This window comes from Citrobacter sp. wls827 (assembly GCF_005280875.1).
Taxonomy (GTDB): Bacteria; Pseudomonadota; Gammaproteobacteria; order Enterobacterales; family Enterobacteriaceae; genus Citrobacter; species Citrobacter youngae.
In genome coordinates, this window is the sequence record NZ_SZWR01000012.1 from 91,560 (window position 1) to 113,069 (window position 21,510).

Here is a 21,510-nt window from a genome sequence, read left to right on the forward strand (position 1 = left end):
ATTCGACGCGCTGGAGAAATTCAAAAAAGACGGCACGATGCCTGAGAAGCTGACCATTACCAAATCTATCCTCTATCTGCCGGATACGGCGAAAGAAGAGTTAGAGAAGAAGAAAAACATGGGCTACTAAGCCTTCATGAAAATGCCGGGGGCGCTGCGCTTGCCCGGCCTACATTACGCTCTTTTGTAGGCCGGATAAGCGTAGCGCCATCCGGCGTGATGCAGGGGGAATCATGACCACCGACCAACATCAGGAAATCCTCCGCACTGAAGGATTAAGCAAATTCTTTCCCGGCGTCAAAGCGTTGGATAACGTAGATTTCAGCTTGCGTCGCGGTGAAATTATGGCGCTGCTGGGTGAAAACGGAGCCGGCAAATCGACGCTCATCAAAGCGCTGACCGGCGTTTACCACGCCGATCGCGGCACTATCTGGCTCGAAGGCCAACCGATCTCCCCCAAAAACACCGCCCATGCCCAGCAACTGGGGATTGGCACCGTGTACCAGGAAGTGAACCTGCTGCCCAATATGTCGGTTGCCGATAACTTATTTATTGGTCGTGAGCCGCGGCGTTTTGGCCTGCTTCAGCGCAAGCAGATGGAAAAACGCGCCACGGAGCTGATGGCGTCATACGGTTTTTCCCTCGACGTGCGCGAGCCGCTGAACCGCTTTTCCGTGGCGATGCAGCAGATAGTTGCCATCTGTCGGGCAATAGATCTCTCCGCGAAAGTGCTGATCCTCGACGAACCCACCGCCAGCCTCGATACCCAGGAAGTTGAAATGCTGTTCGGCCTGATGCGTCATCTGCGCGATCGCGGTGTCAGCCTGATCTTCGTCACCCATTTTCTCGATCAGGTTTATCAGGTCAGCGATCGCATCACCGTCCTGCGTAACGGCGGCTTCGTTGGCTGTCGCGAAACCCGCGAACTGCCACAGATCGAACTGGTCAAAATGATGCTGGGTCGCGAACTGGATACCCATGCGCTACAGCGTGCGGGCCGCACCTTGCTGAGCGATAAGCCGGTGGCGGCCTTTAGCGACTTTGGCAAAAAAGGCACCATCGCGCCGTTTGATCTACAGGTGCGTCCCGGTGAGATCGTCGGTCTCGCAGGACTGCTGGGATCCGGGCGAACGGAAACGGCAGAGGTGATCTTCGGTATTAAACCCGCCGACAGCGGAAGTGCGCTGATCAAAGGCAAACCGCAGACCTTGCGATCGCCGCATCAGGCTTCGTGTCTGGGGATCGGCTTCTGTCCGGAGGATCGCAAAACGGATGGCATTATTGCCGCCGCTTCGGTGCGGGAAAACATCATTCTGGCCCTGCAGGCGCAGCGTGGCTGGCTGCGGCCTATCCCACGGAAAGAACAAAACGAGATTGCCGAGCGTTTTATCCGCCAGCTTGGAATTCGTACCCCCAACGCTGAACAGCCGATCGAGTTTCTCTCCGGCGGCAATCAGCAAAAAGTATTGCTCTCGCGCTGGTTGCTGACCAAACCGCAGTTCCTGATCCTCGATGAACCCACGCGCGGGATCGACGTCGGCGCGCATGCCGAGATCATCCGCCTGATCGAAACGCTGTGCGCGGATGGTCTGGCGCTGCTGGTGATTTCATCCGAACTGGAAGAGTTAGTGGGTTATGCCGATCGGGTCATTATTATGCGCGATCGCAAACAGGTGGCCGAGATCCCACTGGCTGAACTGTCCGTACCGGCGATCATGAATGCCATTGCGGCCTAAGGAGACTATGGTGATGCCTCAATCTCTCCCTCAATCCAACACCGCGAAACGACGGTTCCGTTGGCCAAAAGGTATGCCGCAACTGGTGGCGCTACTGCTGGTGCTGCTGGTCGACAGCCTGGTGGCCCCGCACTTCTACCAGGTGATTTTGCAGGATGGTCGCCTGTTCGGCAGCCCGATTGATATTCTCAACCGTGCCGCTCCCGTGGCGCTGCTGGCGATTGGTATGACGCTGGTGATTGCCACTGGCGGCATCGATCTTTCCGTTGGCGCGGTGATGGCTATTGCAGGGGCGACCACCGCGGCGATGACGGTGGCCGGGCACAGTCTGCCGGTGGTGCTGCTTGCTGCCTTAGGCTCCGGCATTCTGGCCGGGCTGTGGAACGGGATTCTGGTGGCAATCCTCAAGATCCAGCCGTTTGTTGCGACACTTATCCTGATGGTGGCCGGGCGTGGAGTGGCGCAGCTTATCACTTCCGGGCAGATCGTCACTTTCAACTCGCCCGAGCTGTCGTGGTTTGGCAGCGGCTCGCTGTTACTGTTCCCCACGCCGGTGATTATCGCGCTGCTGACGCTGGTCGCCTTTTGGCTGCTAACGCGTAAAACGGCGCTGGGCATGTTCATTGAAGCGGTGGGCATTAACATTCGTGCGGCGAAAAACGCCGGGGTGAATACCCGCATCATTGTGATGCTCACTTATGTGCTGAGCGGCCTGTGTGCGGCTATCGCCGGTATTATCGTCACGGCGGATATTCGTGGGGCAGATGCCAATAACGCCGGATTATGGCTGGAGCTGGATGCCATCCTGGCGGTGGTTATTGGCGGTGGCTCGCTGATGGGCGGGCGCTTTAACCTGCTGCTATCGGTAATTGGCGCGTTGATCATTCAGGGGATGAACACCGGGATTTTGCTGTCGGGCTTCCAGCCGGAACTGAATCAGGTGGTCAAAGCCATCGTGGTGTTGTGCGTGCTGGTCGTGCAGTCACAACGCTTTATCAGCCTGATAAAAGGAGTGCGCGGTCATGATAAAACGTAATTTACCGCTGATGATCACCCTCGGCGTGTTTGTGCTGGGCTACCTTTACTGCCTGACGCAATTCCCGGCTTTTGCTTCCACCCGGGTGATTTGCAATATACTGACCGATAACGCTTTTTTAGGGATTATTGCCGTGGGCATGACTTTCGTCATTCTCTCCGGGGGGATTGATCTTTCCGTCGGGTCGGTGATTGCCTTTACGGGGGTATTTTTAGCAAAGGCGATTGGTTACTGGGGGATTTCGCCACTGCTGGCGTTTCCTTTGATTCTGGCAATGGGCTGCGCGTTTGGCGCGTTTATGGGGCTACTGATTGATGCGCTGAAGATCCCGGCATTCATTATTACGCTGGCGGGAATGTTCTTCCTGCGCGGCGTCAGCTATCTGGTCTCTGAAGAGTCGATCCCAATTAACCATCCGATCTATGACACGCTCTCAAGCCTGGCATGGAAAATTCCTGGCGGCGGTCGCCTGAGCGCGATGGGGTTGTTAATGCTGGGCGTGGTGGTGATTGGCATCTTCCTTGCGCACCGTACGCGCTTTGGTAATCAGGTTTACGCCATTGGCGGCAACGCCACGTCGGCCAACCTGATGGGCATCTCAACCCGTAGCACGACCATTCGTATCTATATGCTGTCTACCGGCCTGGCTACGCTGGCCGGCATTGTGTTTTCCATTTACACCCAGGCGGGTTATGCGCTGGCGGGCGTTGGCGTCGAACTGGATGCGATTGCCTCAGTCGTGATTGGCGGAACGCTGCTAAGTGGTGGGGTCGGTACGGTGTTAGGGACGTTGTTTGGCGTTGCCATTCAGGGGCTGATCCAGACCTACATTAATTTTGACGGAACATTAAGTTCCTGGTGGACGAAGATCGCGATTGGCATTTTATTGTTTATTTTTATAGCGTTACAACGTGGTCTGACGGTGCTTTGGGAAAATCGTCAGAGCTCGCCGGTAACCCGAGTGGGTACGGCGGCAACACCAAAGTAACATCATGATTTTGCACAAAACATTTAAATACCTAAACTTTTTCCGGTTGTAGTCGATAGGTTCTGTACAGGTCTGTTTTAACCCTACAACCGGAAATATAACGATGCCAAAATCCCTTTCAATTCGATCAAGTTTGTTGGTGTTATTGTCTTTGCTGACGTTTCTTCTGTTGCTGACCGGCGGTATGGGGCTTTATGCCGCTACCCGCGTTATTAACTCTTTGGTTTATCACGGTATTATGAGTGCTGCCATGTTGGCTGCCATTGTGTTGCTGGCGGTCATTTAGTTTATGCTGCGAAATAAGTTTCTTAAACCGCTGGATAGCATAGTGGAGCAACTGGAACGTCTGGCGACGGGGGATTTATCACCGGTTACCACGCTGTCGGCCAGCGCCGAATTCAACCGCCTGAACGCGGCAATGGATAACATGCGCCATGCGCTGGGCGACTCAGTACAACGCGTACGCGATGCCAGCTCGCAAATTGATATTGGCAGTCGTGAACTGACGGCCGGGAACCAGCATCTGGCACAACGCACTGAATCGACAGCCACTTCACTGGAGCAGACCGCCGCCAGCATGGAAGAACTCACGGCGACGGTGAAACAGAATGCACAGAACGCGGAACAGGCGCATCAGTTGGCAAAATCGGTATCGGATACCGCCGACAGGGGCAGTGAGATGGTGTGTTATGTAATTGAAAAAATGCGCGATATTTCCGGTAGCTCCAGCCGAATCGCCGACATCCTCAGCGTAATCGACGGCATTGCTTTCCAGACCAACATCCTTGCGCTTAACGCCTCCGTTGAAGCGGCGCGCGCCGGTGAGCAGGGGCGGGGTTTTGCGGTTGTTGCAGGTGAAGTACGTAATCTGGCCAGCCGCAGCGCCGAGGCGGCAAAAGAGATCCGTACATTGATCAGCGATTCCCATACGCATGTGGGTGAGGGAAGTGAACTGGCGCAGCAGGCGGGTGAAACCATGGATGAGATTGCGACCGAGGTCATGCGTATGACCAAACTGATGCGTGAAATTGCCAGTGCGTCCCAGGAACAGAGTCGCGGCATTGAGCAGGTGAATATTGCGGTGATTCAGATGGATGAAACGGCGCAGCAAAATGCGGCGCTGGTACAGCAGTCTTCAGCGGCTACCCGCTCGCTGGAAGAGCAGTCTTCAGCGCTAATCGAAGCCATGGCCGTATTTAAGCTACAGACAGCCTAACCGAACGTAGGCCTGATAAGGCGAAGCCGCCATCCGGCAATATCACAGCATTGTGCCGGATGGTACTTCGCTTATCCGGCCTGCAACGTGCTGTAGGCCGGATGTTGCGCTTATGCGTCCGGGAACTCGCGGATAAAGCGCTCTACATCGTCAACCATATGGTCGTTACCCACGAAGAAGGAGCGGCGTTGGTGCAGGCTTTCCGGGATGATATCCAGAATACGATTTTTACCGTCGCTCGCCTTGCCGCCGGCTTGCTCAGCCAGCAGGGCCATTGGGTTGCATTCGTACAGCAGACGCAGTTTCCCTTGCGGGTGGCTGGCGGTGCTTGGGTACAGATAGATCCCGCCTTTCAGCAGATTGCGATGGAAATCGGCAACCAGAGAGCCAATGTAGCGCGAGGTGTACGGGCGCTGGGTTGACTTATCTTCTTCCTGGCAGAATTTAATGTACTTCTTCACGCCGTTCGGGAATTTGATGTAGTTACCTTCGTTAATGGAGTACGTGCTACCTTTCGCCGGGAAGCGCATACGTTCCTGGCTGAGGCAGAATACGCCCAGAGAAGGATCGTAGGTGAAGGCGTGCACGCCACAGCCGGTGGTGTACACCAGCATGGTGGAAGAACCATAAACCACGTAACCTGCAGCAACTTGCTTGTTGCCCGGCTGCAGGAAATCCTCTTCCGTGACCGGCGTGCCGACGGGGGTTACGCGGCGGTAAATAGAGAAAATCGTACCGACAGAGACGTTAACATCGATGTTGGATGAGCCATCCAGCGGATCCATTAGCACAACGTATTTAGCGTGTTCACAGCCTTCAAAGACGACAATTTCATCTTCTTCTTCTGAGGCAATTCCCGCCACGATGTCGCGTGCCTTCAGTGCAGCTTTCAGTTTTTCGTTTGCGAACAGATCGAGTTTTTGTTGCACCTCTCCCTGCACGTTCTCTGCACCGCTGGCACCCAGGATATCGACCAGACCGGCCTTATTGATATCGCGGTGGATGATCTTGGCGCCCAGCTTTATTGCCGACAACAAAGCAGTGAGTTCACCGGTAGCATGAGAAAACTCGTGCTGCTTTTCGACAATAAATTCACCTAACGTTTTCATAACACTTTCCCTGCAATTTATGTGGAGTAAAGCGACCGCAACAATATTAACAAATATTTCAGCTATCGCGCTCAGGTGAATCGCGCCAGCAAACTACGGAATATCCTGAAATGCGTTTCTCAGTTGCCAGACATGTGCGTAAAATGGCCCCCAGATTAAAAAAGGATAGTGACGTATGCGCATTCATATTTTGGGAATTTGTGGCACTTTCATGGGCGGTCTGGCGATGCTGGCACGCTCGCTCGGTCATGAAGTAACCGGTTCGGACGCCAATGTGTATCCGCCGATGAGCACCTTACTTGAGAAGCAAGGCATTGATCTGATTCAGGGTTACGATGCCAGCCAGCTCGATCCACAGCCGGACCTGGTGATCATCGGTAATGCGATGACCCGTGGTAACCCCTGCGTGGAAGCGGTGCTGGAGAAGAACATTCCATACATGTCTGGCCCGCAATGGCTGCATGACTTTGTATTGCGCGACCGCTGGGTACTGGCGGTTGCGGGTACGCACGGCAAAACCACCACCGCCGGAATGGCGACCTGGATCCTCGAAGTCTGCGGCTATAAACCGGGCTTCGTGATCGGCGGCGTGCCGGGTAACTTTGAGGTTTCCGCGCGTCTGGGCGAAAGTGACTTCTTCGTGATTGAAGCGGATGAGTACGACTGCGCGTTCTTCGATAAGCGTTCTAAATTCGTGCATTACTGCCCGCGTACCCTGATCCTCAATAACCTTGAGTTCGATCACGCAGATATCTTTGACGATCTGAAAGCGATTCAGAAACAGTTCCACCATCTGGTGCGTATCGTGCCGGGCCAGGGACGCATCATCTACCCGGAAAACGACATCAATCTGAAACAGACGATGGCGATGGGCTGCTGGAGCGAACAGGAGCTGGTGGGCGAGCAGGGTCACTGGCAGGCGAAAAAGCTCACTACCGATGCTTCCGAGTGGGAAGTGTGGCTGGACGGTGAAAAAGTGGGTGAAGTTAAGTGGGGTCTGGTCGGCGAACACAACATGCACAATGGCCTGATGGCGATTGCGGCATCCCGTCACGTGGGCGTCGTGCCTGCGGATGCAGCCAATGCGCTAGGCTCGTTCATTAACGCCCGTCGTCGTCTTGAACTGCGTGGTGAAGCGCACGGCGTGACGGTGTATGACGATTTTGCCCATCATCCAACCGCGATTCTGGCAACGCTTGCGGCGCTGCGCGGGAAAGTTGGCGGTACGGCACGCATTATTGCGGTGCTGGAGCCTCGCTCTAACACCATGAAAATGGGACTGTGCAAAGATGATCTGGCGCCGTCGTTAGGCCGTGCGGACGAAGTGTTCCTGCTGCAACCCCCGCATATTCCGTGGCAGGTAGCAGAAGTCGCTGAAGCCTGCGTTCAGCCGGCGCACTGGAGTGGTGATGTGGATGCCCTGGCAGATATGGTGGTGAAAACCGCGCAGCCAGGCGATCACATTCTGGTGATGAGTAACGGCGGATTTGGTGGTATTCATCAAAAACTGCTGGATGGTCTGGCGAAGAAAGCTCAGGCGGAAGCGCAAGAGCAAGAGTAAAAAAATGCCCGGTGGCGCTACGCTTACCGGGCCTACAACGAATTCACGGATTGTAGGCCGGATAAGGTGTTTGCACCGCCATCCGGCACTTTCGGCAGACGAAGAGGTTAGGCTTCGTTTTCCGCCAGTTCACGCAGATACTGGAAGATCTGGCGGGAAGATTTTGGCGGCTTGTTGCCCGCTTTTTCTTTCCTGGCGTTACGCACCAGCGAACGCAGTTGCTGACGGTCGGCGTCAGGCCACAGGTTCATCACTTCTTCGATGGCTTCATCGCTACCGTCAACCATACGGTCACGCAGTTGCTCCAGCTTATGGAAGACAACGACCTGTTGGTTGTGACGGTTTTTCAGCTTGTCCAGCGCCTGACGGATAGGATCAACATCGCGCTGGCGCAACATTTTGCCAATCAGCTGCAGCTGGCGGCGGCGACCTTCCATCTTAATACGCTGGGCCAGCTCAATCGCGGCACGTAAATCCGCATCGAGCGGGATTTTATCCAGCGCGTTTTTCCCCAGTTTTACCAGTTCCACACCCAGGTGTTTTAACTCCTCGGCGTCACGTTTTATTTCACTTTTACTGACCCAGATAATTTCATCGTCTTCGTCTTCGATGTCATCACCGGGAACGTCGTCGAGCCAGTCTTCGGGCTGCTTAGTCATGTCAGGCTCCTTAAAAAAAGAGGCTAATGTTACCAGTTAAGATGCGCACTGAAAAACGGTTCTCTGTTAGACTTCAGAGAAACTCTCTCTACATTATGGCATTTGCGATGAAAGTAATCTCACAAGTTGAAGCGCAGCGTAAGATTCTGGAAGAAGCAGTCTCGACGGCACTGGAATTAGCGTCAGGTAAGTCGGATGGCGCGGAAGTCGCTGTAAGCAAGACCACGGGTATTAGCGTCAGCACCCGTTATGGTGAAGTGGAGAACGTCGAATTCAATAGCGATGGTGCACTGGGGATTACGGTTTATCACCAGAACCGTAAGGGCAGCGCATCGTCCACCGATTTAAGCCCGCAGGCAATTGCACGCACCGTGCAGGCTGCGCTGGACATTGCACGTTACACTTCGCCGGATCCGTGCGCAGGCGTGGCAGATAAAGACTTGCTGGCCTTTGAGGCGCCCGATCTGGACCTGTTCCACCCGGCGGAAGTTTCCCCTGATGAAGCCATCGAACTGGCTGCTCGTGCTGAACAGGCGGCGCTGCAGGCTGATAAGCGTATCACCAATACCGAAGGCGGCAGCTTTAACAGCCACTATGGCATCAAAGTGTTTGGTAACAGCCACGGCATGCTGCAGGGCTACTGCTCCACGCGTCATTCCCTTTCCAGCTGTGTGATCGCGGAAGAAAATGGCGATATGGAACGCGATTACGCCTACACCATTGGCCGGGCGATGGGCGATCTGCAAACGCCGGAGTGGGTAGGGGCTGACTGTGCTCGCCGCACCTTATCTCGTTTGTCGCCGCGTAAGCTGTCCACCATGAAAGCACCGGTGATTTTCGCCAACGAAGTGGCGACCGGACTATTCGGACACCTGGTCGGCGCGATTGCCGGCGGTTCGGTGTACCGCAAATCTACCTTCCTGCTGGATTCACTGGGCAAACAAATTCTGCCGGAATGGCTGACCATTGAAGAGCATCCGCACCTGCTGAAAGGGCTGGCGTCGTCGCCGTTCGACAGCGAAGGCGTACGGACCGAACGCCGTGACATCATTAAAGACGGCGTGCTGACTCAATGGCTGTTGACCAACTATTCCGCACGTAAGCTGGGGCTGAAGAGCACCGGGCATGCGGGCGGGATCCACAACTGGCGAATTCCGGGACAGGGTCTAAGCTTCGAGCAGTTGCTCAAGGAGATGGGCACAGGCCTTGTGGTTACCGAGCTGATGGGCCAGGGCGTAAGCGGCATTACCGGCGATTACTCGCGCGGCGCGGCGGGTTTCTGGGTCGAAAACGGCGAAATTCAGTATCCGGTGAGTGAAATTACCATCGCCGGGAACTTAAAAGAGATGTGGCGCAATATTGTGACCGTGGGGAACGATATTGAAACGCGCAGTAATATCCAATGTGGTTCGGTATTGTTACCGGAGATGAAAATCGCCGGGCAGTGATACTCGTTAAGGCGTTAATTTTTAATAATAAAAAAGGAAGTGAGCAATGCGTAAACACCTGTTAGCGATCGTCGCGGCTTCAACGCTGGTTCTTGGTTCTTCTGCGTTTGCAGCCGATCTTGAAGACGACATGGGGATCCTCAACGACAACCTGAAGATCGTCGAAAAAACGGATAATGCGACTGAACTGAAAGATGCGTTAACCAAAATGCGCGCAGCCGCGCTGGACGCTCAAAAGGCCACACCGCCGAAGCTGGAAAGCAAATCCCCGGACAGCCCGGAGATGAAAGATTTCCGCCACGGTTTTGACACGCTGATCGGCCAGATTGATGGCGCGCTTAAGCTGGCGAACGAAGGTAAAGTCAAAGAGGCGAAAGCCGTTGCGGAAGACCTGAAAACCACGCGCAACGAAAACCACAAGAAGTTCCGCTAATCTACGCTATCCGGCCTGCATAACCGTGGGCCGGATAAGACGCTGTGCCACAACACCCCATAAGTAAACGCTATACCCATCACATTTTTTCATTTTTATCGTCCATTCATTGTTCGCACTTCCTTCCAATTTGCGGCTCACTCTTGCGATCTCAATCACATTCTTCCAGTGATAAATCGTGAACCCGACCCGTTTTGCGGCACAGATCACTATCGCTGACCCCCTTTCCACTTCGAAGTGGAAAACAACTCGCTACAAACTTTTAACCCCCACCGCTAATTTACCCTCAGAGCCATTAGTGGGGTAAGACGAGTGAATAACGGAGCTGTAATGAATGACATGGGGGAATCGGTGGAACTGGCCGACCGCATGCTGGCGCAGGTATATGCCTTGCTGCGTGAACGCCACATTATTCCCAACGCCGTACAGGAACAGATGCTGACGTCGCATGTTCGCGCCATGGCGCACCGCTCGATAACGGGTGAACCCTTACCAGAAGTCGATGCCAGCTTATTTGATGAAATTTCTGCCGAATCAATGGCGCTTGCCCGCGACGTGGTCGCCGAGTTTGGCAATCTTCCCGAGGAAGAAGCCTGGCTGCTGTCGGTGCACTTCGAAGTCGCGAAAGACAACCTTTAAGGAGCAAAAGATGGAACAGATTACCGTAGTGATTGGCGATCGTCTGGGTAAAGGCCAGAAAGTGGCGGCAGGCGTTGAGAAAGCGGGTGGCCGTGCGGTTGTGGTACCGGGCGTGGCGGCTGACATGAAGCTGGGTGACGTAATGAAAGCGGAAAACGCCACCTTTGGTATCTCGTTTTGCGGCAGTGGCGGGGCAGGGGCGATTACCGCACAGACCAAATACGGCTACAAGGCGAAATATGGCATGCGCTCGGTTGATGAAGGCGTAACGGCCATCAACGAAGGTTGCAACGTGCTGGGGTTCGGTTTTATGGATAAAGAAGAGCTCGGTGAACGCCTGGTTCAGGCGTGGCAAAAGAAACACGGCGCTTAAGTATGAAAGAGCAATTCACCACCACGGTGAGAGTCACTGGCAAGGGCGAGGCCAAAGCGCGCGCCTTTGCCGATGCCCTGAACCACGTTCAGGCTGCGGTGATGAAAGCGTCGCCGCATATCTTACTGCGTATTGAGCCACAGGATGTGCAGGTTGTTCAAGCGCGTGAAACGGTGCGCAAAGAGGCGTTTTTATTCCTCTTTCTGCGCCGGGAAAGACGCACCTTCAGCGTGGAGCTGGATGTGACCGTCAACGTGACTGCCATCAATCTCGACAAGGTGGATTTCGTTACGCAACGCTGATTCTTTATTAAAAGGCATAAATATGTTCCTGATAATATTAATAAAATCGCTCATCATTGGTGGCCTGGTTGGCGTCGGTGTCGGCGCTGGGGCTGCACGCATGTTTCATGCGCCTACCACTCAAGGGATGGGCGCGTTTCGTACTCTGGGAGAACTGAATTCCTGCGAAGGGGATCCGGCTTCTCACTTCTCGTTCGGCCTGGGCTTCTTCTTTAACGCCTGGGCTTCTTCCGTTGCGGCGGGGGCGTTCACGCAGGATGTCGACCATCGCATCATTCCCAACTGGGGTGCCGCCGCGCTGATGGTTAAAAACCGCAACGTCGGTGAAACGCTGCACGATCCCAAGCGCATGGCGATTGCCTGTGGCGTTATCGGGATGATTGTCGTGACCTTCCTGAACCTCACCGCGTCATCCGTACCGGAAGCGCTGCAGGTTACCGCCGTCAAGGTGCTGGTGCCTGCGGCTAACCTGCTGGTTAATACCGTGATGCCGGTGATCTTCTGGCTGGCGGCGATCGATGCCGGTAAGAAATCCGGCTTCTGGGCCACCGTTTTTGGCGGCGCGGCGCAACTGATCATGGGCAACGCCGTTCCGGGGCTGGTGCTCGGCATTCTGATCGGCAAAGGTGTTGAAGAAAGCGGCTGGAACCACGTCACGAAAGTGATGATGGTAGCTATCGTCGCGCTGTTTGTCCTGAGCGGCTTCTTCCGCGGTTTCGACATGAAGATGATCGAATCCTTCCATCTGACCGTGCCGAACTGGTTGGAACTGATCCACAACTCGCTCAGCGGCAAATAACGGAGGCCATCATGGAACAGAATAAAGGTTTTTGGTTTGCCGACTGGTCGTTCCCGATCTTCGTTGGTCTGCTCTCCTCTGGCGTCTTTGCCGGAACGCACATGTACTACCTGTACGGTATCGGCGCATTTAACGAAGTCGCTTTTGTGGCGATGCTAAAGGCGGGAATGGACACCGGCTCTTACGGCGCGGTGGCGGCATTTGGCGCAAGCTTCCTGTTTGCCCGCATCATTGAAGGTTCGCTGGTGGGGATTCTGGATATCGGCGGCGCGATTCAGACCGGAGTCGGATTAGGTGTTCCGGCGCTGCTGCTGGGCGCGGGCATTATCTTCCCGGTTGCCAACTTCGCCGCCTCTTTGGTCACCGGCCTGGTGATTGGCCTGGCGATTGGCTACATCATCATTCTGGCGCGTAAGTTCACCATCAACCAGAGCGATTCAACCTACGGGGCGGACGTCATGATGGGGGCCGGTAACGCCTCCGGTCGCTTCCTCGGGCCATTGATTATCCTCAGCGCGATGACGGCTTCTATTCCTATCGGAATCGGTTCTCTGGCGGGTGCGCTGCTGTTTTATCTGTGGCAAAAACCGATCACCGGCGGGGCGATCCTTGGGGCAATGATCCTGGGTTCCATCTTCCCGATTGCCATTAGCTAACTGTTGATTTGTAGGCCGGATAAGGCGGTTACGCCGCCATCCGGCAAAGGAGAGAGCGATGTTTGATTTACTCCTGCGCGGTGCGCGCCTCGTTGACGATACGGTGAGCGATATTGCGCTGAAAGACGGCAAAATTGCGGCATTAGGCAACGTTGATGGTCCGGCGCTGAAAACTATTGAGCTCGGCGGCGAGTGCTACGTCAGCGCAGGCTGGATTGATTCCCACGTTCACTGTTACCCGAAATCCCCGATTTATCACGACCAGCCGGACAGCGTCGGTATTGCGACTGGCGTTACCACGGTGGTGGATGCGGGCAGTACCGGGGCGGATGATATCGACGATTTTTACACCCTGACCCGGGAAGCGGCGACGGAAGTGTATGCGCTGCTGAACATCTCCCGCGTTGGGCTTATCGCCCAGAACGAGCTGGCTAACATGGCCAACATTGACGCCGATGCGGTGCGCCAGGCGGTGAAACGCCACCCTGATTTTATTGTCGGCCTGAAGGCACGCATGAGCAGCAGCGTGGTAGGTGAAAACGGCATCACGCCGCTGGATCGTGCCAAAGCGATGCAAACAGAGAACGGCGACCTGCCGCTGATGGTGCACATTGGCAACAACCCGCCGAATCTCGATGAGATCGCCGAACGCCTGAGTGCGGGCGATATTATTACCCACTGCTACAACGGTAAGCCGAACCGCATTCTGACGCCGCAGGGCGAGCTGCGCACATCTGTCACGCGGGCGCTGCAACGAGGCGTGCGTCTGGACGTTGGGCATGGCACCGCCAGCCTGAGCTTTGCGGTGGCAAAACGCGCTATCGAACTGGGTATTTTGCCGCACACCATCAGCTCCGATATTTATTGCCGCAACCGTATCAGCGGTCCGGTGTATTCCCTGGCGAATGTGATGTCGAAATTTCTCGCCATGGGGATGTCGCTCCCACAGGTCATTGAGTGCGTGACCGCCAATGCCGCTGACGGCCTGCGTCTGAAAAAGAAAGGGCGACTGCAGCCTGGTCTGGATGCTGATTTAACCCTCTTTACGCTTAAGCGCCAGCCAACCGTGCTGGTAGATGCTGAAAACAACAGCCTGCAGGCTGAACAAATGCTGGTGCCGCTTGCCGCAATACGTGCGGGCAAGGGCTATATGACCGAACAAGGGAGCGCGGAACATGCCTTCGATTTTTGAGAAATACAATTTAAAACAGGTGATTAACACATCAGGCCGCATGACGGCGCTCGGCGTTTCCACGCCGCGACCAGAAGTGGTTGAAGCGGCGATGGCGGGGATGAATCAGTACTTCGAAATGAAAGATCTGGTCAATAAAACCGGCGACTACATCGCGAAATTGCTGGAAGTGGAAGGGGCGACCGTCGTCTCCTGCGCATCGGCTGGAATCGCCCAGTCGGTGGCTGCGGTGCTGGTGAAAGACAGCGACTGGCTGCTGGAAAATCTGCACGTTACGCCCATCGAGAACAACGAAATCGTGCTGCCCAGAGGCCACAACGTCAACTTTGGCGCACCGGTAGGCACTATGGTGGCGCTCGGCGGCGGCAAGCTGGTGGAAGCGGGCTATGCCAATGAATGTTCCGCGGCACAGTTGGCGGCAGCCATTACACCGCGCACGGCGGCGATTCTGTATATCAAATCTCATCACTGCGTACAGAAAAGCATGCTCAGCGTGGAGCAGGCCGCGGTGGTGGCGCGCACGCATAACCTGCCGCTGATCGTGGATGCGGCGGCGGAAGAGGATTTGCAGTGCTACTACCGGGTTGGCGCAGATCTGGTGATTTATAGCGGCGCGAAGGCGATTGAGGGACCAACCAGTGGTCTGGTGATAGGTAAAACCCAGTACGTTGAGTGGGTGAAACGCCAGACCGCGGGAATTGGCCGGGCGATGAAGGTGGGCAAAGAGGGAATTCTTGGCCTGACCTGCGCCATCGAACTGTATCTGAACGCGCAGAAAGAGAGTGGCGCGGAGATGGTCGAGAAAATGACGCCGTTCATTAATGCGTTGAACCAGCTTAACGGCGTAAGCGCCCGCGTGGTGTGGGATAGCGCAGGGCGCGACATCGCACGCACGGAAATTAAGTTTGATGAAGCGGTAACCGGTATCGCCACGGGCGAACTGGTTGAAGCCCTGAAACAAGGCGAGTACGCGATTTACTTCCGTGGGTACAAAGCCAACGAAGGCATTATCGAAGCCGATGTGCGCAGCGTGGATCGCGCGCAGCTGGAAATTGTGGCCCGTCGAATTGGTGAAGTGATTTCGCAGGAGAAAAACGTATGAAACTGACCCCTAACTTTTATCGCGACCGCGTCTGCCTGAACGTGCTGGCAGGCTCTAAAGAAAATGCGCGGGATATTTACGCGGCGGCGGAAGGACACGTGCTGGTCGGCGTGTTGTCAAAAAATTACCCGGATGTCGCAAGCGCGGTCGCGGATATGCGTGAATACGCAGCGCTTATCGACAATGCGCTCTCCGTGGGATTGGGGGCCGGCGACCCAAACCAGTCGGCGATGGTCAGTGAGATCTCTCGTCAGGTACAGCCGCAGCATGTTAATCAGGTCTTTACCGGCGTGGCGACCAGTCGGGCGCTGTTGGGCCAGCAGGAGACGGTAGTCAACGGTCTGGTCTCGCCAACGGGTACGCCGGGGATGGTGAAAATCTCCACCGGTCCGCTGAGCAGCCAGACGCCGGACGGCATTGTGCCGGTAGAAACCGCGATTGCGCTGCTCAAAGATATGGGCGGTAGCTCGATTAAATACTTCCCGATGGGCGGCCTGAAATGCCGTGACGAGTACATCGCCGTCGCGCAGGCCTGTGCCCGGCATGACTTCTGGCTGGAGCCTACCGGGGGTATCGATCTGGATAATTTTACTGAAATCCTGCAGATCGCCCTGGATGCCGGAGTGAGCAAAATCATTCCTCACATCTATAGTTCGATTATTGATAAGGTGAGTGGTAACACCCGCCCGGACGACGTGCGCCAACTGATGGCGATGACCCGGGCTTGCATAGGCTAACTGACAGATGAGGAGACTGACGTGCGATTCCCCAACCAACGTTTAGCACAGCTGTTTGATATGTTGCAAAACGAAGCGCTTCCACAGGATGAGCTGGCGCAGCGGTTGTCGGTTTCTACACGCACCGTACGGGCGGATATCACTGCGCTAAACGCGCTGCTTACTCAGTACGGCGCGCAGTTTGTCCTCAGCCGGGGCAGCGGTTATCAGCTCAAAATTGACGACCCGGCAAGTTATCACTCTCTGCAAACGCAGCAGCCTGAAACGTTGCTGCGCATCCCGCGAACCAGCCAGGAGCGGATACACTGGCTGGTGGTCCGTTTTCTGACGTCGGCCTTTTCGCTAAAGCTTGAAGATTTGGCTGATGAATGGTTTATCAGCCGCGCGACGCTGCAAAACGATATGGCTGAGGTGCGTGAGCATCTGCAACGTTATCATCTGACGCTGGAAACGCGTCCCCGTCACGGCATGAAGCTGTTTGGCAGCGAGATGGCGATCCGCGCCTGTTTGACCGATCTGTTGTGGACGCTGGCACAGCAGGATCCGCAGCACCCGTTAGTGATGCAGGAGGCGCTGAATGCCGGGATCCCTGAGCAGCTACAGCCCGTTTTACAGGATATTTTTGCTCGTTTTCATATTCGTTTGACCGACGAGGGCGAGCTGTTTTTACGCTTGTACTGTGCGGTGGCTATCCGGCGGATTAGTGAAGGGTATCCATTGCCGGAGTTTGCCGCTGAAGAAACTGAACAGGCGGTGTGCCTGGCCGCGCGTGAGATTGCGGCGGTCCTGCACCGGCTGGCAGACAAACCGCTTTCTGTTTTCGAAGAGAATTGGCTACAGGTGCACATCGCCGCCCGTCAGGTTCAAGAGATCGCCCCCAGTGCTATTAATGCGGATGATGACGAAGCGCTGGTTAATTACATCCTGCGTTTTATCAATACTCAATACAACTACAACCTGTTGAATGACAAACAGTTGCATGCCGATCTGCTGACGCATATTAAGACGATGATCACCCGGGTGCGTTACCAGATAATGATCCCCAATCCGCTGCTGGAAAATATTAAACAGCACTACCCGATGGCATGGGATATGACGCTGGCCGCCGTCTCGGGATGGGGGAAATATACGCCGTATACCATCAGTGAAAATGAGATTGGCTTTCTGGTCCTGCATATTGGCGTGGGGCTGGAACGTAGTTACAACATCGGTTACCAGAGGCAACCGAAAGTTCTGCTGGTATGCGATGCTGGAAATGCGATGGCGCGGATGATTGAAGCGGTGCTGGCGCGTAAGTATCCGCAGATTGAAATCGTCGATACCGTCACGTTGCGCGACTACGAACAGCGGGAAAGCATTAGCGAAGATTTTGTTATCTCGACCGCGCGGATCGGTGAAAAAGATAAGCCCGTGGCGATGATTGCGCCGTTTCCGACCGATTATCAACTGGAGCAAATTGGCAAGCTGGTGCTGGTCGACAGAACCCGTCCGTGGATGTTGAACAAATTCTTCGATGCTGCCCATTTTCGTGTAATTGACGAGCCAATGGATCAACAAACGTTGTTCAAAACGTTATGCCATCAGTTGCAGGATGAAGGTTTTGTCGACGCGGAGTTTCTTGATTCGGTGGTTGAACGTGAGGCCATCGTCAGCACTATGCTGGGTGATGGCATCGCGCTGCCGCACGCCCTCGGTCTGCTGGCAAAGAAAACGGTGGTTTACACTATCCTCGCACCGCAGGGCATTGCATGGGGCGATGAAACGGCGCACGTGATCTTCCTGCTCGCCATTAGTAAAAGCGAGTACGAAGAAGCGATGGCGATCTACGATATTTTCGTCACCTTCCTGCGTGAACGCGCCATGACGCGGCTCTGCGCATGCCGGAATTTCACCGAGTTCAAAACCGTCGCCATGGAGTGTGTCAGTCGTTTTTGAGAGGCGTTATCCAGAATTCGATGTAATGCGTATGTAATGCTAAACTGCATTACTCATTCGATTCTACTGGAGGCATAATGGCCACGCTGAACGTCCGTCTGGATGACAAACTCAAAAATGAGGCTTATGCCGTGCTGGAAAAACTGAACATTACTCCAACGGAAGCTGTGCGATTACTGTTTCAGTACGTCGCGGAAACGGGGCGCATGCCAGTGAAAACCGTCACCGTTAGCGACAGCGAAGATACACTGATTCAGACAGTCCGGGAGAGGCTGGCCAGCCCGCAAAAAGGAATCAAGGTTAGTCTGGATGACTTATGAACTGGAATTCGACCCGAGAGCCTTAAAAGAGTGGCATAAACTGGGTGATACGGTGAAGGCTCAGTTTAAGAAGAAGTTGGCCGACGTGTTGTTGAACCCCAGAATTGACTCTGCCCGTTTAAACGGTCTTCCAGATTGCTATAAAATTAAGCTTAAATCGTCCGGCTATCGTCTGGTGTACCAGGTTCGGGATGAGGTTGTGACCGTGTTTGTTGTCGCGGTCGGCAAGCGAGAACATTCGGCCGTTTATCTCGATGCAAACAAACGGCTTTAGCGATCAACGCAAATGATGTACGACCTGGTTGCTGCTGCCGCGCCAGATTAGCGCCGGGTCTTTGAGATCCTGCACGTATTTGCCATCGACCAGCACGTTGATGAGATCGACCACCTGCATTTGCGCGGCGTTGAGTTCATCGAGCTTGTAGCCAGTCCACACCCAGATATCTTTGCCGGGGCACTCAGCGCGAACGCGCTGTACCAGTTTCAGGATATCCGGCACGTTTTGCGGATGTAGCGGATCGCCACCGGAGAGCGAGATCCCCTGACGCTTGATTCGCGTATCGTTCAGATCGGCAATGATCTTGTCTTCCATCTCTTTGGTAAATGGCTTGCCGGAATTGAGCCTCCAGGTGCTTTTGTTATAGCAACCGGGACATTCATGCACGCACCCGGACACAAACAGCGTGCAGCGGGTGCCGGGGCCGTTAACGATGTCGACGGGATAGTATTGGTGAAAGTTCATAGCTTGTAACCATGCCGGGTGGCGCTGCGCTTACCCGGCCTACAATAAGAGTGCGGTCCGTAGGCCCGGTAAGCGCAGCGCCACCGGGCATTAACGTAACAGCGGATTAACCTATCTGCCCGTTACCTAAATGCTTAACGCGGCGCTTCACTTCTTCTTGCTTACCGGCGTTAAACGGACGGGCGTCCGGGCTGCCTAAGTAACCGCAAACGCGGCGGGTGACCGACACGCGCGCGGCGTCGTGGTTACCACATTTCGGACAGGTGAAGCCTTTGCTGGTGCATTCGAACTCACCGGTAAAGCCACACTCGTAGCATTCATCGATTGGCGTGTTGGTCCCGTAATACGGCACGTGCTGGTAGCTGTAATCCCACACGTCTTCCAGCGCTTTCAGGTTGTGCTGAATATTCGGGTATTCGCCGTAGCAAATGAAGCCTCCGCTTGCCAGCGGCGGGTACGGCGCTTCGAAATCGATTTTGTCGTACGGGTTAACCTTTTTCTCCACGTCGAGGTGGAAGCTGTTGGTGTAGTAACCTTTGTCGGTAACGCCAGGTACCACGCCAAACTCGGCGGTATCAAGACGGCAGAAACGGTCGCACAGGTTTTCGCTCGGCGTGCTGTACAGGCTGAAGCCGTAGCCGGTCTCGTCTTTCCACTGGTCGACCGCCTGACGCAGACGTTCGACAATGGCGATACCCTTGGCGCGCAGCTGCTCGCTGTCGTACAGATGTTTGTCACCAAACAGCGCGTTAATGGTTTCATGAATGCCGATGTAACCCAGAGAGATGGATGCGCGACCATTTTTAAAGATTTCAGACACATCATCGTCCGCTTTCAGACGCACGCCGCAGGCGCCTTCCATATACAGGATTGGCGCAACGCGGGCTTTCACACCTTCCAGACGCGCAATGCGGGTCATCAGCGCTTTACGCGCCAGCACCAGGCGATCGTCGAGCAGTTTCCAGAAGGTGGCTTCATCACCGTGCGCTTCCAGCGCGATACGCGGCAGGTTGAGGCTGATAACGCCGAGGTTGTTACGCCCGTCGTGAACCTGTTCGCCGTTCTCGTTTTCCCAGACACCGAGGAAACTACGGCAGCCCATTGGGGTTTTGAACGAACCGGTGACTTTCACTACCTGATCGTAGTTCAGGATATCCGGGTACATACGCTTGCTTGCGCATTCCAGCGCCAGCTGTTTAATGTCGTAGTTTGGATCGCCGAACTTGTGGTTCAGACCGTCACGAATGGCGAACACCAGTTTCGGGAAGACGGCTGTTTTACGATTTTTACCCAGTCCCGCGATGCGGTTACGCAGAATGGATTGCTGGATCAAACGTGATTCCCAGCTGGTCCCCAGGCCAAAACCAAAGGTGACGAATGGCGTCTGACCGTTGGCGGTATGCAGGGTATTCACTTCATACTCAAGGGACTGGAATGCGTCGTAGCACTCTTTCTCGGTACGGGAATGCGCATAGCCGTCGGCATCCGGGATCTGCCACTCTTCAGCGGTTTTGCGATGCTTGTTAAAGCTCTCGGTCACGAATGGTGCGAGAACTTCGTCAATACGGTTAATGGTGGTGCCGCCATAAATGTGGCTGGCAACCTGCGCGATGATTTGTGCAGTGACGGCGGTCGCGGTCGAGATGGATTTTGGCGGCTCAATCTCCGCGTTACCCATCTTAAAGCCCTGCGTCAGCATGCCTTTCAGGTCGATCAGCATGCAGTTAAACATCGGGAAGAACGGCGAGTAATCGAGGTCGTGATAGTGAATATCACCACGCTCATGTGCCTGGACGACATCACGCGGCAGCAGGTGCTGACGTGCATAGTGTTTGGCGACGATACCGGCCAGCAGGTCACGCTGGGTCGGGATCACTTTGCTGTCTTTGTTGGCATTTTCATTCAGCAGAGCAGAGTTGGTTTGCTCAACCAGACCACGAATTTCCTGGTTCAGACGGCCACGTTTTTCACGCTGTATATCACGGTCGTGGCGATATTCGATGTACGCACGGGCGAGTTGTTTGTACGGACCAGACATCAGTTGGTTTTCTACCGCGGTCTGGATCTCGTTGATATCGACCTGGCTGCGCTCATTCATCTGACTGCTAACGACTTCTGCGACGGTGGCACAGTAATCTGCGTCATCGACTCCCGCTGCTTTAGCTGCACGCAGAATGGCTTCTTTGATGCGCTCTGATTTAAACGGCACTTTACAGCCATCTCGTTTCATCACATGCGGTGTCATGATCACTCCATATTTATAAGAACAGGTTATCCACAGAGGTTGGGGAAGCGGTCATGGGTTTATTCATCTATCAGGCCAATGACTTCCCGCAATCCTGACCCACTTTATCCACAATTCCACCGTAAAGCGGTGCACTGTAGTTGTAGCAATTGTAGTCGATTAATACAACATATTGGGTCGGCGTGCATTTTAAGTTCTATATGTAGTGATTTGCATCAAGGATGTTTACGATTTATTTGATGTAGCGCAAAGTAAAAATCGGAGCGTACAGATGACGGGCAG

The 21,510-nt window shown here is 54.7% G+C and carries 21 protein-coding genes and 2 pseudogenes; 19 read left to right on the forward strand and 4 right to left on the reverse strand.

Annotated elements, in window-relative coordinates; translation table 11 throughout:
* The 5 genes and pseudogenes from FDX03_RS23155 to FDX03_RS07335 form a co-directional block, all read left to right on the forward strand.
* Positions 1-130: pseudogene (locus FDX03_RS23155) on the forward strand (sugar ABC transporter substrate-binding protein); the annotation flags it as partial.
* 103 nt (positions 131-233) lie between these two features.
* Positions 234-1,736: a galactofuranose ABC transporter, ATP-binding protein YtfR gene (ytfR, locus tag FDX03_RS07320; protein ID WP_016149467.1), complete on the forward strand. Its 1,503-nt coding sequence runs from the start codon at positions 234-236 to the stop codon at positions 1,734-1,736.
* A 13-nt stretch (positions 1,737-1,749) separates the two neighbouring features.
* Positions 1,750-2,772, forward strand: coding sequence for a galactofuranose ABC transporter, ATP-binding protein YtfT (ytfT, locus tag FDX03_RS07325; RefSeq protein ID WP_061068792.1), 1,023 nt, complete (start codon positions 1,750-1,752; stop codon positions 2,770-2,772).
* Positions 2,759-3,760, forward strand: a complete 1,002-nt coding sequence (yjfF, locus tag FDX03_RS07330; RefSeq protein WP_101742929.1) for a galactofuranose ABC transporter, permease protein YjfF — start codon at positions 2,759-2,761, stop codon at positions 3,758-3,760. Before ytfT ends, yjfF begins: the two co-directional genes overlap by 14 nt.
* Before the next feature lie 103 nt (positions 3,761-3,863).
* Positions 3,864-4,976, forward strand: a pseudogene (locus tag FDX03_RS07335) (methyl-accepting chemotaxis protein).
* Positions 4,977-5,086: 110 nt separating this feature from the next.
* Here FDX03_RS07335 and fbp read toward each other — a convergent pair.
* Positions 5,087-6,085 (reverse strand): class 1 fructose-bisphosphatase, encoded by a 999-nt coding sequence (fbp, locus tag FDX03_RS07340; protein WP_048212854.1) that lies wholly within the window; start codon positions 6,083-6,085, stop codon positions 5,087-5,089.
* A 175-nt stretch (positions 6,086-6,260) separates the two neighbouring features.
* Here fbp and mpl point away from each other — a divergent pair, with 175 nt between their 5' ends.
* Entirely contained in the window at positions 6,261-7,646 is a 1,386-nt protein-coding gene (mpl, locus tag FDX03_RS07345) for a UDP-N-acetylmuramate:L-alanyl-gamma-D-glutamyl-meso-diaminopimelate ligase (protein WP_137345719.1), read from the forward strand.
* Positions 7,647-7,753: 107 nt separating this feature from the next.
* On the opposite strand, the gene yjgA is transcribed toward mpl, so the two are convergent.
* Positions 7,754-8,305: a ribosome biogenesis factor YjgA gene (yjgA, locus tag FDX03_RS07350; RefSeq protein WP_008786039.1), complete on the reverse strand. Its 552-nt coding sequence runs from the start codon at positions 8,303-8,305 to the stop codon at positions 7,754-7,756.
* Positions 8,306-8,400: 95 nt separating this feature from the next.
* Between yjgA and pmbA the strand changes: the two genes are divergently transcribed.
* The 13 genes from pmbA to FDX03_RS07415 all read left to right on the forward strand — a co-directional run bounded on the left by pmbA (position 8,401) and on the right by FDX03_RS07415 (position 18,515).
* Positions 8,401-9,753, forward strand: coding sequence for a metalloprotease PmbA (pmbA, locus tag FDX03_RS07355; protein ID WP_048212852.1), 1,353 nt, complete (start codon positions 8,401-8,403; stop codon positions 9,751-9,753).
* A gap of 46 nt (positions 9,754-9,799) precedes the next feature.
* Positions 9,800-10,186 carry a cytochrome b562 gene (gene cybC / locus FDX03_RS07360; protein ID WP_121585390.1) on the forward strand — a complete coding sequence of 129 codons (387 nt, stop codon included), beginning with the start codon at positions 9,800-9,802 and terminating at the stop codon, positions 10,184-10,186.
* 330 nt (positions 10,187-10,516) lie between these two features.
* Positions 10,517-10,825, forward strand: a complete 309-nt coding sequence (locus FDX03_RS07365) for a glycine dehydrogenase (protein WP_048212850.1) — start codon at positions 10,517-10,519, stop codon at positions 10,823-10,825.
* 10 nt (positions 10,826-10,835) lie between these two features.
* On the forward strand, positions 10,836-11,198 hold the full coding sequence (locus FDX03_RS07370; protein WP_003830384.1) for an SFCGS family glycine-rich protein: 363 nt from the start codon (positions 10,836-10,838) through the stop codon (positions 11,196-11,198).
* 2 nt (positions 11,199-11,200) lie between these two features.
* A complete protein-coding gene (locus FDX03_RS07375) occupies positions 11,201-11,500 on the forward strand; it encodes a DUF4312 family protein (protein WP_038636649.1) in 300 nt (99 codons plus the stop codon).
* A 22-nt stretch (positions 11,501-11,522) separates the two neighbouring features.
* Positions 11,523-12,299: a DUF4311 domain-containing protein gene (locus tag FDX03_RS07380; RefSeq protein ID WP_005134210.1), complete on the forward strand. Its 777-nt coding sequence runs from the start codon at positions 11,523-11,525 to the stop codon at positions 12,297-12,299.
* Positions 12,300-12,310: 11 nt separating this feature from the next.
* Positions 12,311-12,955, forward strand: coding sequence for a DUF4310 family protein (locus FDX03_RS07385; protein WP_003830379.1), 645 nt, complete (start codon positions 12,311-12,313; stop codon positions 12,953-12,955).
* A 58-nt stretch (positions 12,956-13,013) separates the two neighbouring features.
* The gene (locus tag FDX03_RS07390) at positions 13,014-14,147 is read left to right on the forward strand and encodes an amidohydrolase/deacetylase family metallohydrolase (RefSeq protein WP_137345720.1); all 1,134 of its coding nucleotides are present in this window, start codon (positions 13,014-13,016) and stop codon (positions 14,145-14,147) included.
* Entirely contained in the window at positions 14,131-15,249 is a 1,119-nt protein-coding gene (locus tag FDX03_RS07395) for a DgaE family pyridoxal phosphate-dependent ammonia lyase (protein WP_116361061.1), read from the forward strand. The genes FDX03_RS07390 and FDX03_RS07395 overlap by 17 nt, the downstream gene beginning before the upstream one ends.
* Positions 15,246-15,986: a KDGP aldolase family protein gene (locus FDX03_RS07400; RefSeq protein WP_048212847.1), complete on the forward strand. Its 741-nt coding sequence runs from the start codon at positions 15,246-15,248 to the stop codon at positions 15,984-15,986. Before FDX03_RS07395 ends, FDX03_RS07400 begins: the two co-directional genes overlap by 4 nt.
* Before the next feature lie 21 nt (positions 15,987-16,007).
* Entirely contained in the window at positions 16,008-17,921 is a 1,914-nt protein-coding gene (locus FDX03_RS07405) for a BglG family transcription antiterminator (RefSeq protein ID WP_137345721.1), read from the forward strand.
* 77 nt (positions 17,922-17,998) lie between these two features.
* Positions 17,999-18,241, forward strand: coding sequence for a type II toxin-antitoxin system RelB/DinJ family antitoxin (locus FDX03_RS07410; protein WP_003839576.1), 243 nt, complete (start codon positions 17,999-18,001; stop codon positions 18,239-18,241).
* Positions 18,231-18,515 (forward strand): type II toxin-antitoxin system RelE/ParE family toxin, encoded by a 285-nt coding sequence (locus FDX03_RS07415; protein WP_003839578.1) that lies wholly within the window; start codon positions 18,231-18,233, stop codon positions 18,513-18,515. Before FDX03_RS07410 ends, FDX03_RS07415 begins: the two co-directional genes overlap by 11 nt.
* Positions 18,516-18,518: 3 nt before the next feature.
* Here FDX03_RS07415 and nrdG read toward each other — a convergent pair whose 3' ends face one another.
* Positions 18,519-18,983, reverse strand: a complete 465-nt coding sequence (nrdG, locus tag FDX03_RS07420; RefSeq protein WP_137345722.1) for an anaerobic ribonucleoside-triphosphate reductase-activating protein — start codon at positions 18,981-18,983, stop codon at positions 18,519-18,521.
* A 106-nt stretch (positions 18,984-19,089) separates the two neighbouring features.
* Entirely contained in the window at positions 19,090-21,228 is a 2,139-nt protein-coding gene (gene nrdD, locus FDX03_RS07425) for an anaerobic ribonucleoside-triphosphate reductase (protein ID WP_115601078.1), read from the reverse strand.
* Between the last annotated feature and the right edge of the window lie 282 nt (positions 21,229-21,510).

Bases quoted from the DNA above. Each gene is read 5' to 3' on its own strand.
- ytfR (WP_016149467.1), top strand. From the start codon at position 234: ATGACCACCGACCAACATCAGGAAATCCTCCGCACTGAAGGATTAAGC.
- ytfT (WP_061068792.1), top strand. From the start codon at position 1,750: ATGCCTCAATCTCTCCCTCAATCCAACACCGCGAAACGACGGTTCCGT.
- yjfF (WP_101742929.1), top strand. From the start codon at position 2,759: ATGATAAAACGTAATTTACCGCTGATGATCACCCTCGGCGTGTTTGTG.
- fbp (WP_048212854.1), bottom strand. From the start codon at position 6,085: ATGAAAACGTTAGGTGAATTTATTGTCGAAAAGCAGCACGAGTTTTCT.
- mpl (WP_137345719.1), top strand. From the start codon at position 6,261: ATGCGCATTCATATTTTGGGAATTTGTGGCACTTTCATGGGCGGTCTG.
- yjgA (WP_008786039.1), bottom strand. From the start codon at position 8,305: ATGACTAAGCAGCCCGAAGACTGGCTCGACGACGTTCCCGGTGATGAC.
- pmbA (WP_048212852.1), top strand. From the start codon at position 8,401: ATGGCATTTGCGATGAAAGTAATCTCACAAGTTGAAGCGCAGCGTAAG.
- cybC (WP_121585390.1), top strand. From the start codon at position 9,800: ATGCGTAAACACCTGTTAGCGATCGTCGCGGCTTCAACGCTGGTTCTT.
- FDX03_RS07365 (WP_048212850.1), top strand. From the start codon at position 10,517: ATGAATGACATGGGGGAATCGGTGGAACTGGCCGACCGCATGCTGGCG.
- FDX03_RS07370 (WP_003830384.1), top strand. From the start codon at position 10,836: ATGGAACAGATTACCGTAGTGATTGGCGATCGTCTGGGTAAAGGCCAG.
- FDX03_RS07375 (WP_038636649.1), top strand. From the start codon at position 11,201: ATGAAAGAGCAATTCACCACCACGGTGAGAGTCACTGGCAAGGGCGAG.
- FDX03_RS07380 (WP_005134210.1), top strand. From the start codon at position 11,523: ATGTTCCTGATAATATTAATAAAATCGCTCATCATTGGTGGCCTGGTT.
- FDX03_RS07385 (WP_003830379.1), top strand. From the start codon at position 12,311: ATGGAACAGAATAAAGGTTTTTGGTTTGCCGACTGGTCGTTCCCGATC.
- FDX03_RS07390 (WP_137345720.1), top strand. From the start codon at position 13,014: ATGTTTGATTTACTCCTGCGCGGTGCGCGCCTCGTTGACGATACGGTG.
- FDX03_RS07395 (WP_116361061.1), top strand. From the start codon at position 14,131: ATGCCTTCGATTTTTGAGAAATACAATTTAAAACAGGTGATTAACACA.
- FDX03_RS07400 (WP_048212847.1), top strand. From the start codon at position 15,246: ATGAAACTGACCCCTAACTTTTATCGCGACCGCGTCTGCCTGAACGTG.
- FDX03_RS07410 (WP_003839576.1), top strand. From the start codon at position 17,999: ATGGCCACGCTGAACGTCCGTCTGGATGACAAACTCAAAAATGAGGCT.
- FDX03_RS07415 (WP_003839578.1), top strand. From the start codon at position 18,231: ATGACTTATGAACTGGAATTCGACCCGAGAGCCTTAAAAGAGTGGCAT.
- nrdG (WP_137345722.1), bottom strand. From the start codon at position 18,983: ATGAACTTTCACCAATACTATCCCGTCGACATCGTTAACGGCCCCGGC.
- nrdD (WP_115601078.1), bottom strand. From the start codon at position 21,228: ATGACACCGCATGTGATGAAACGAGATGGCTGTAAAGTGCCGTTTAAA.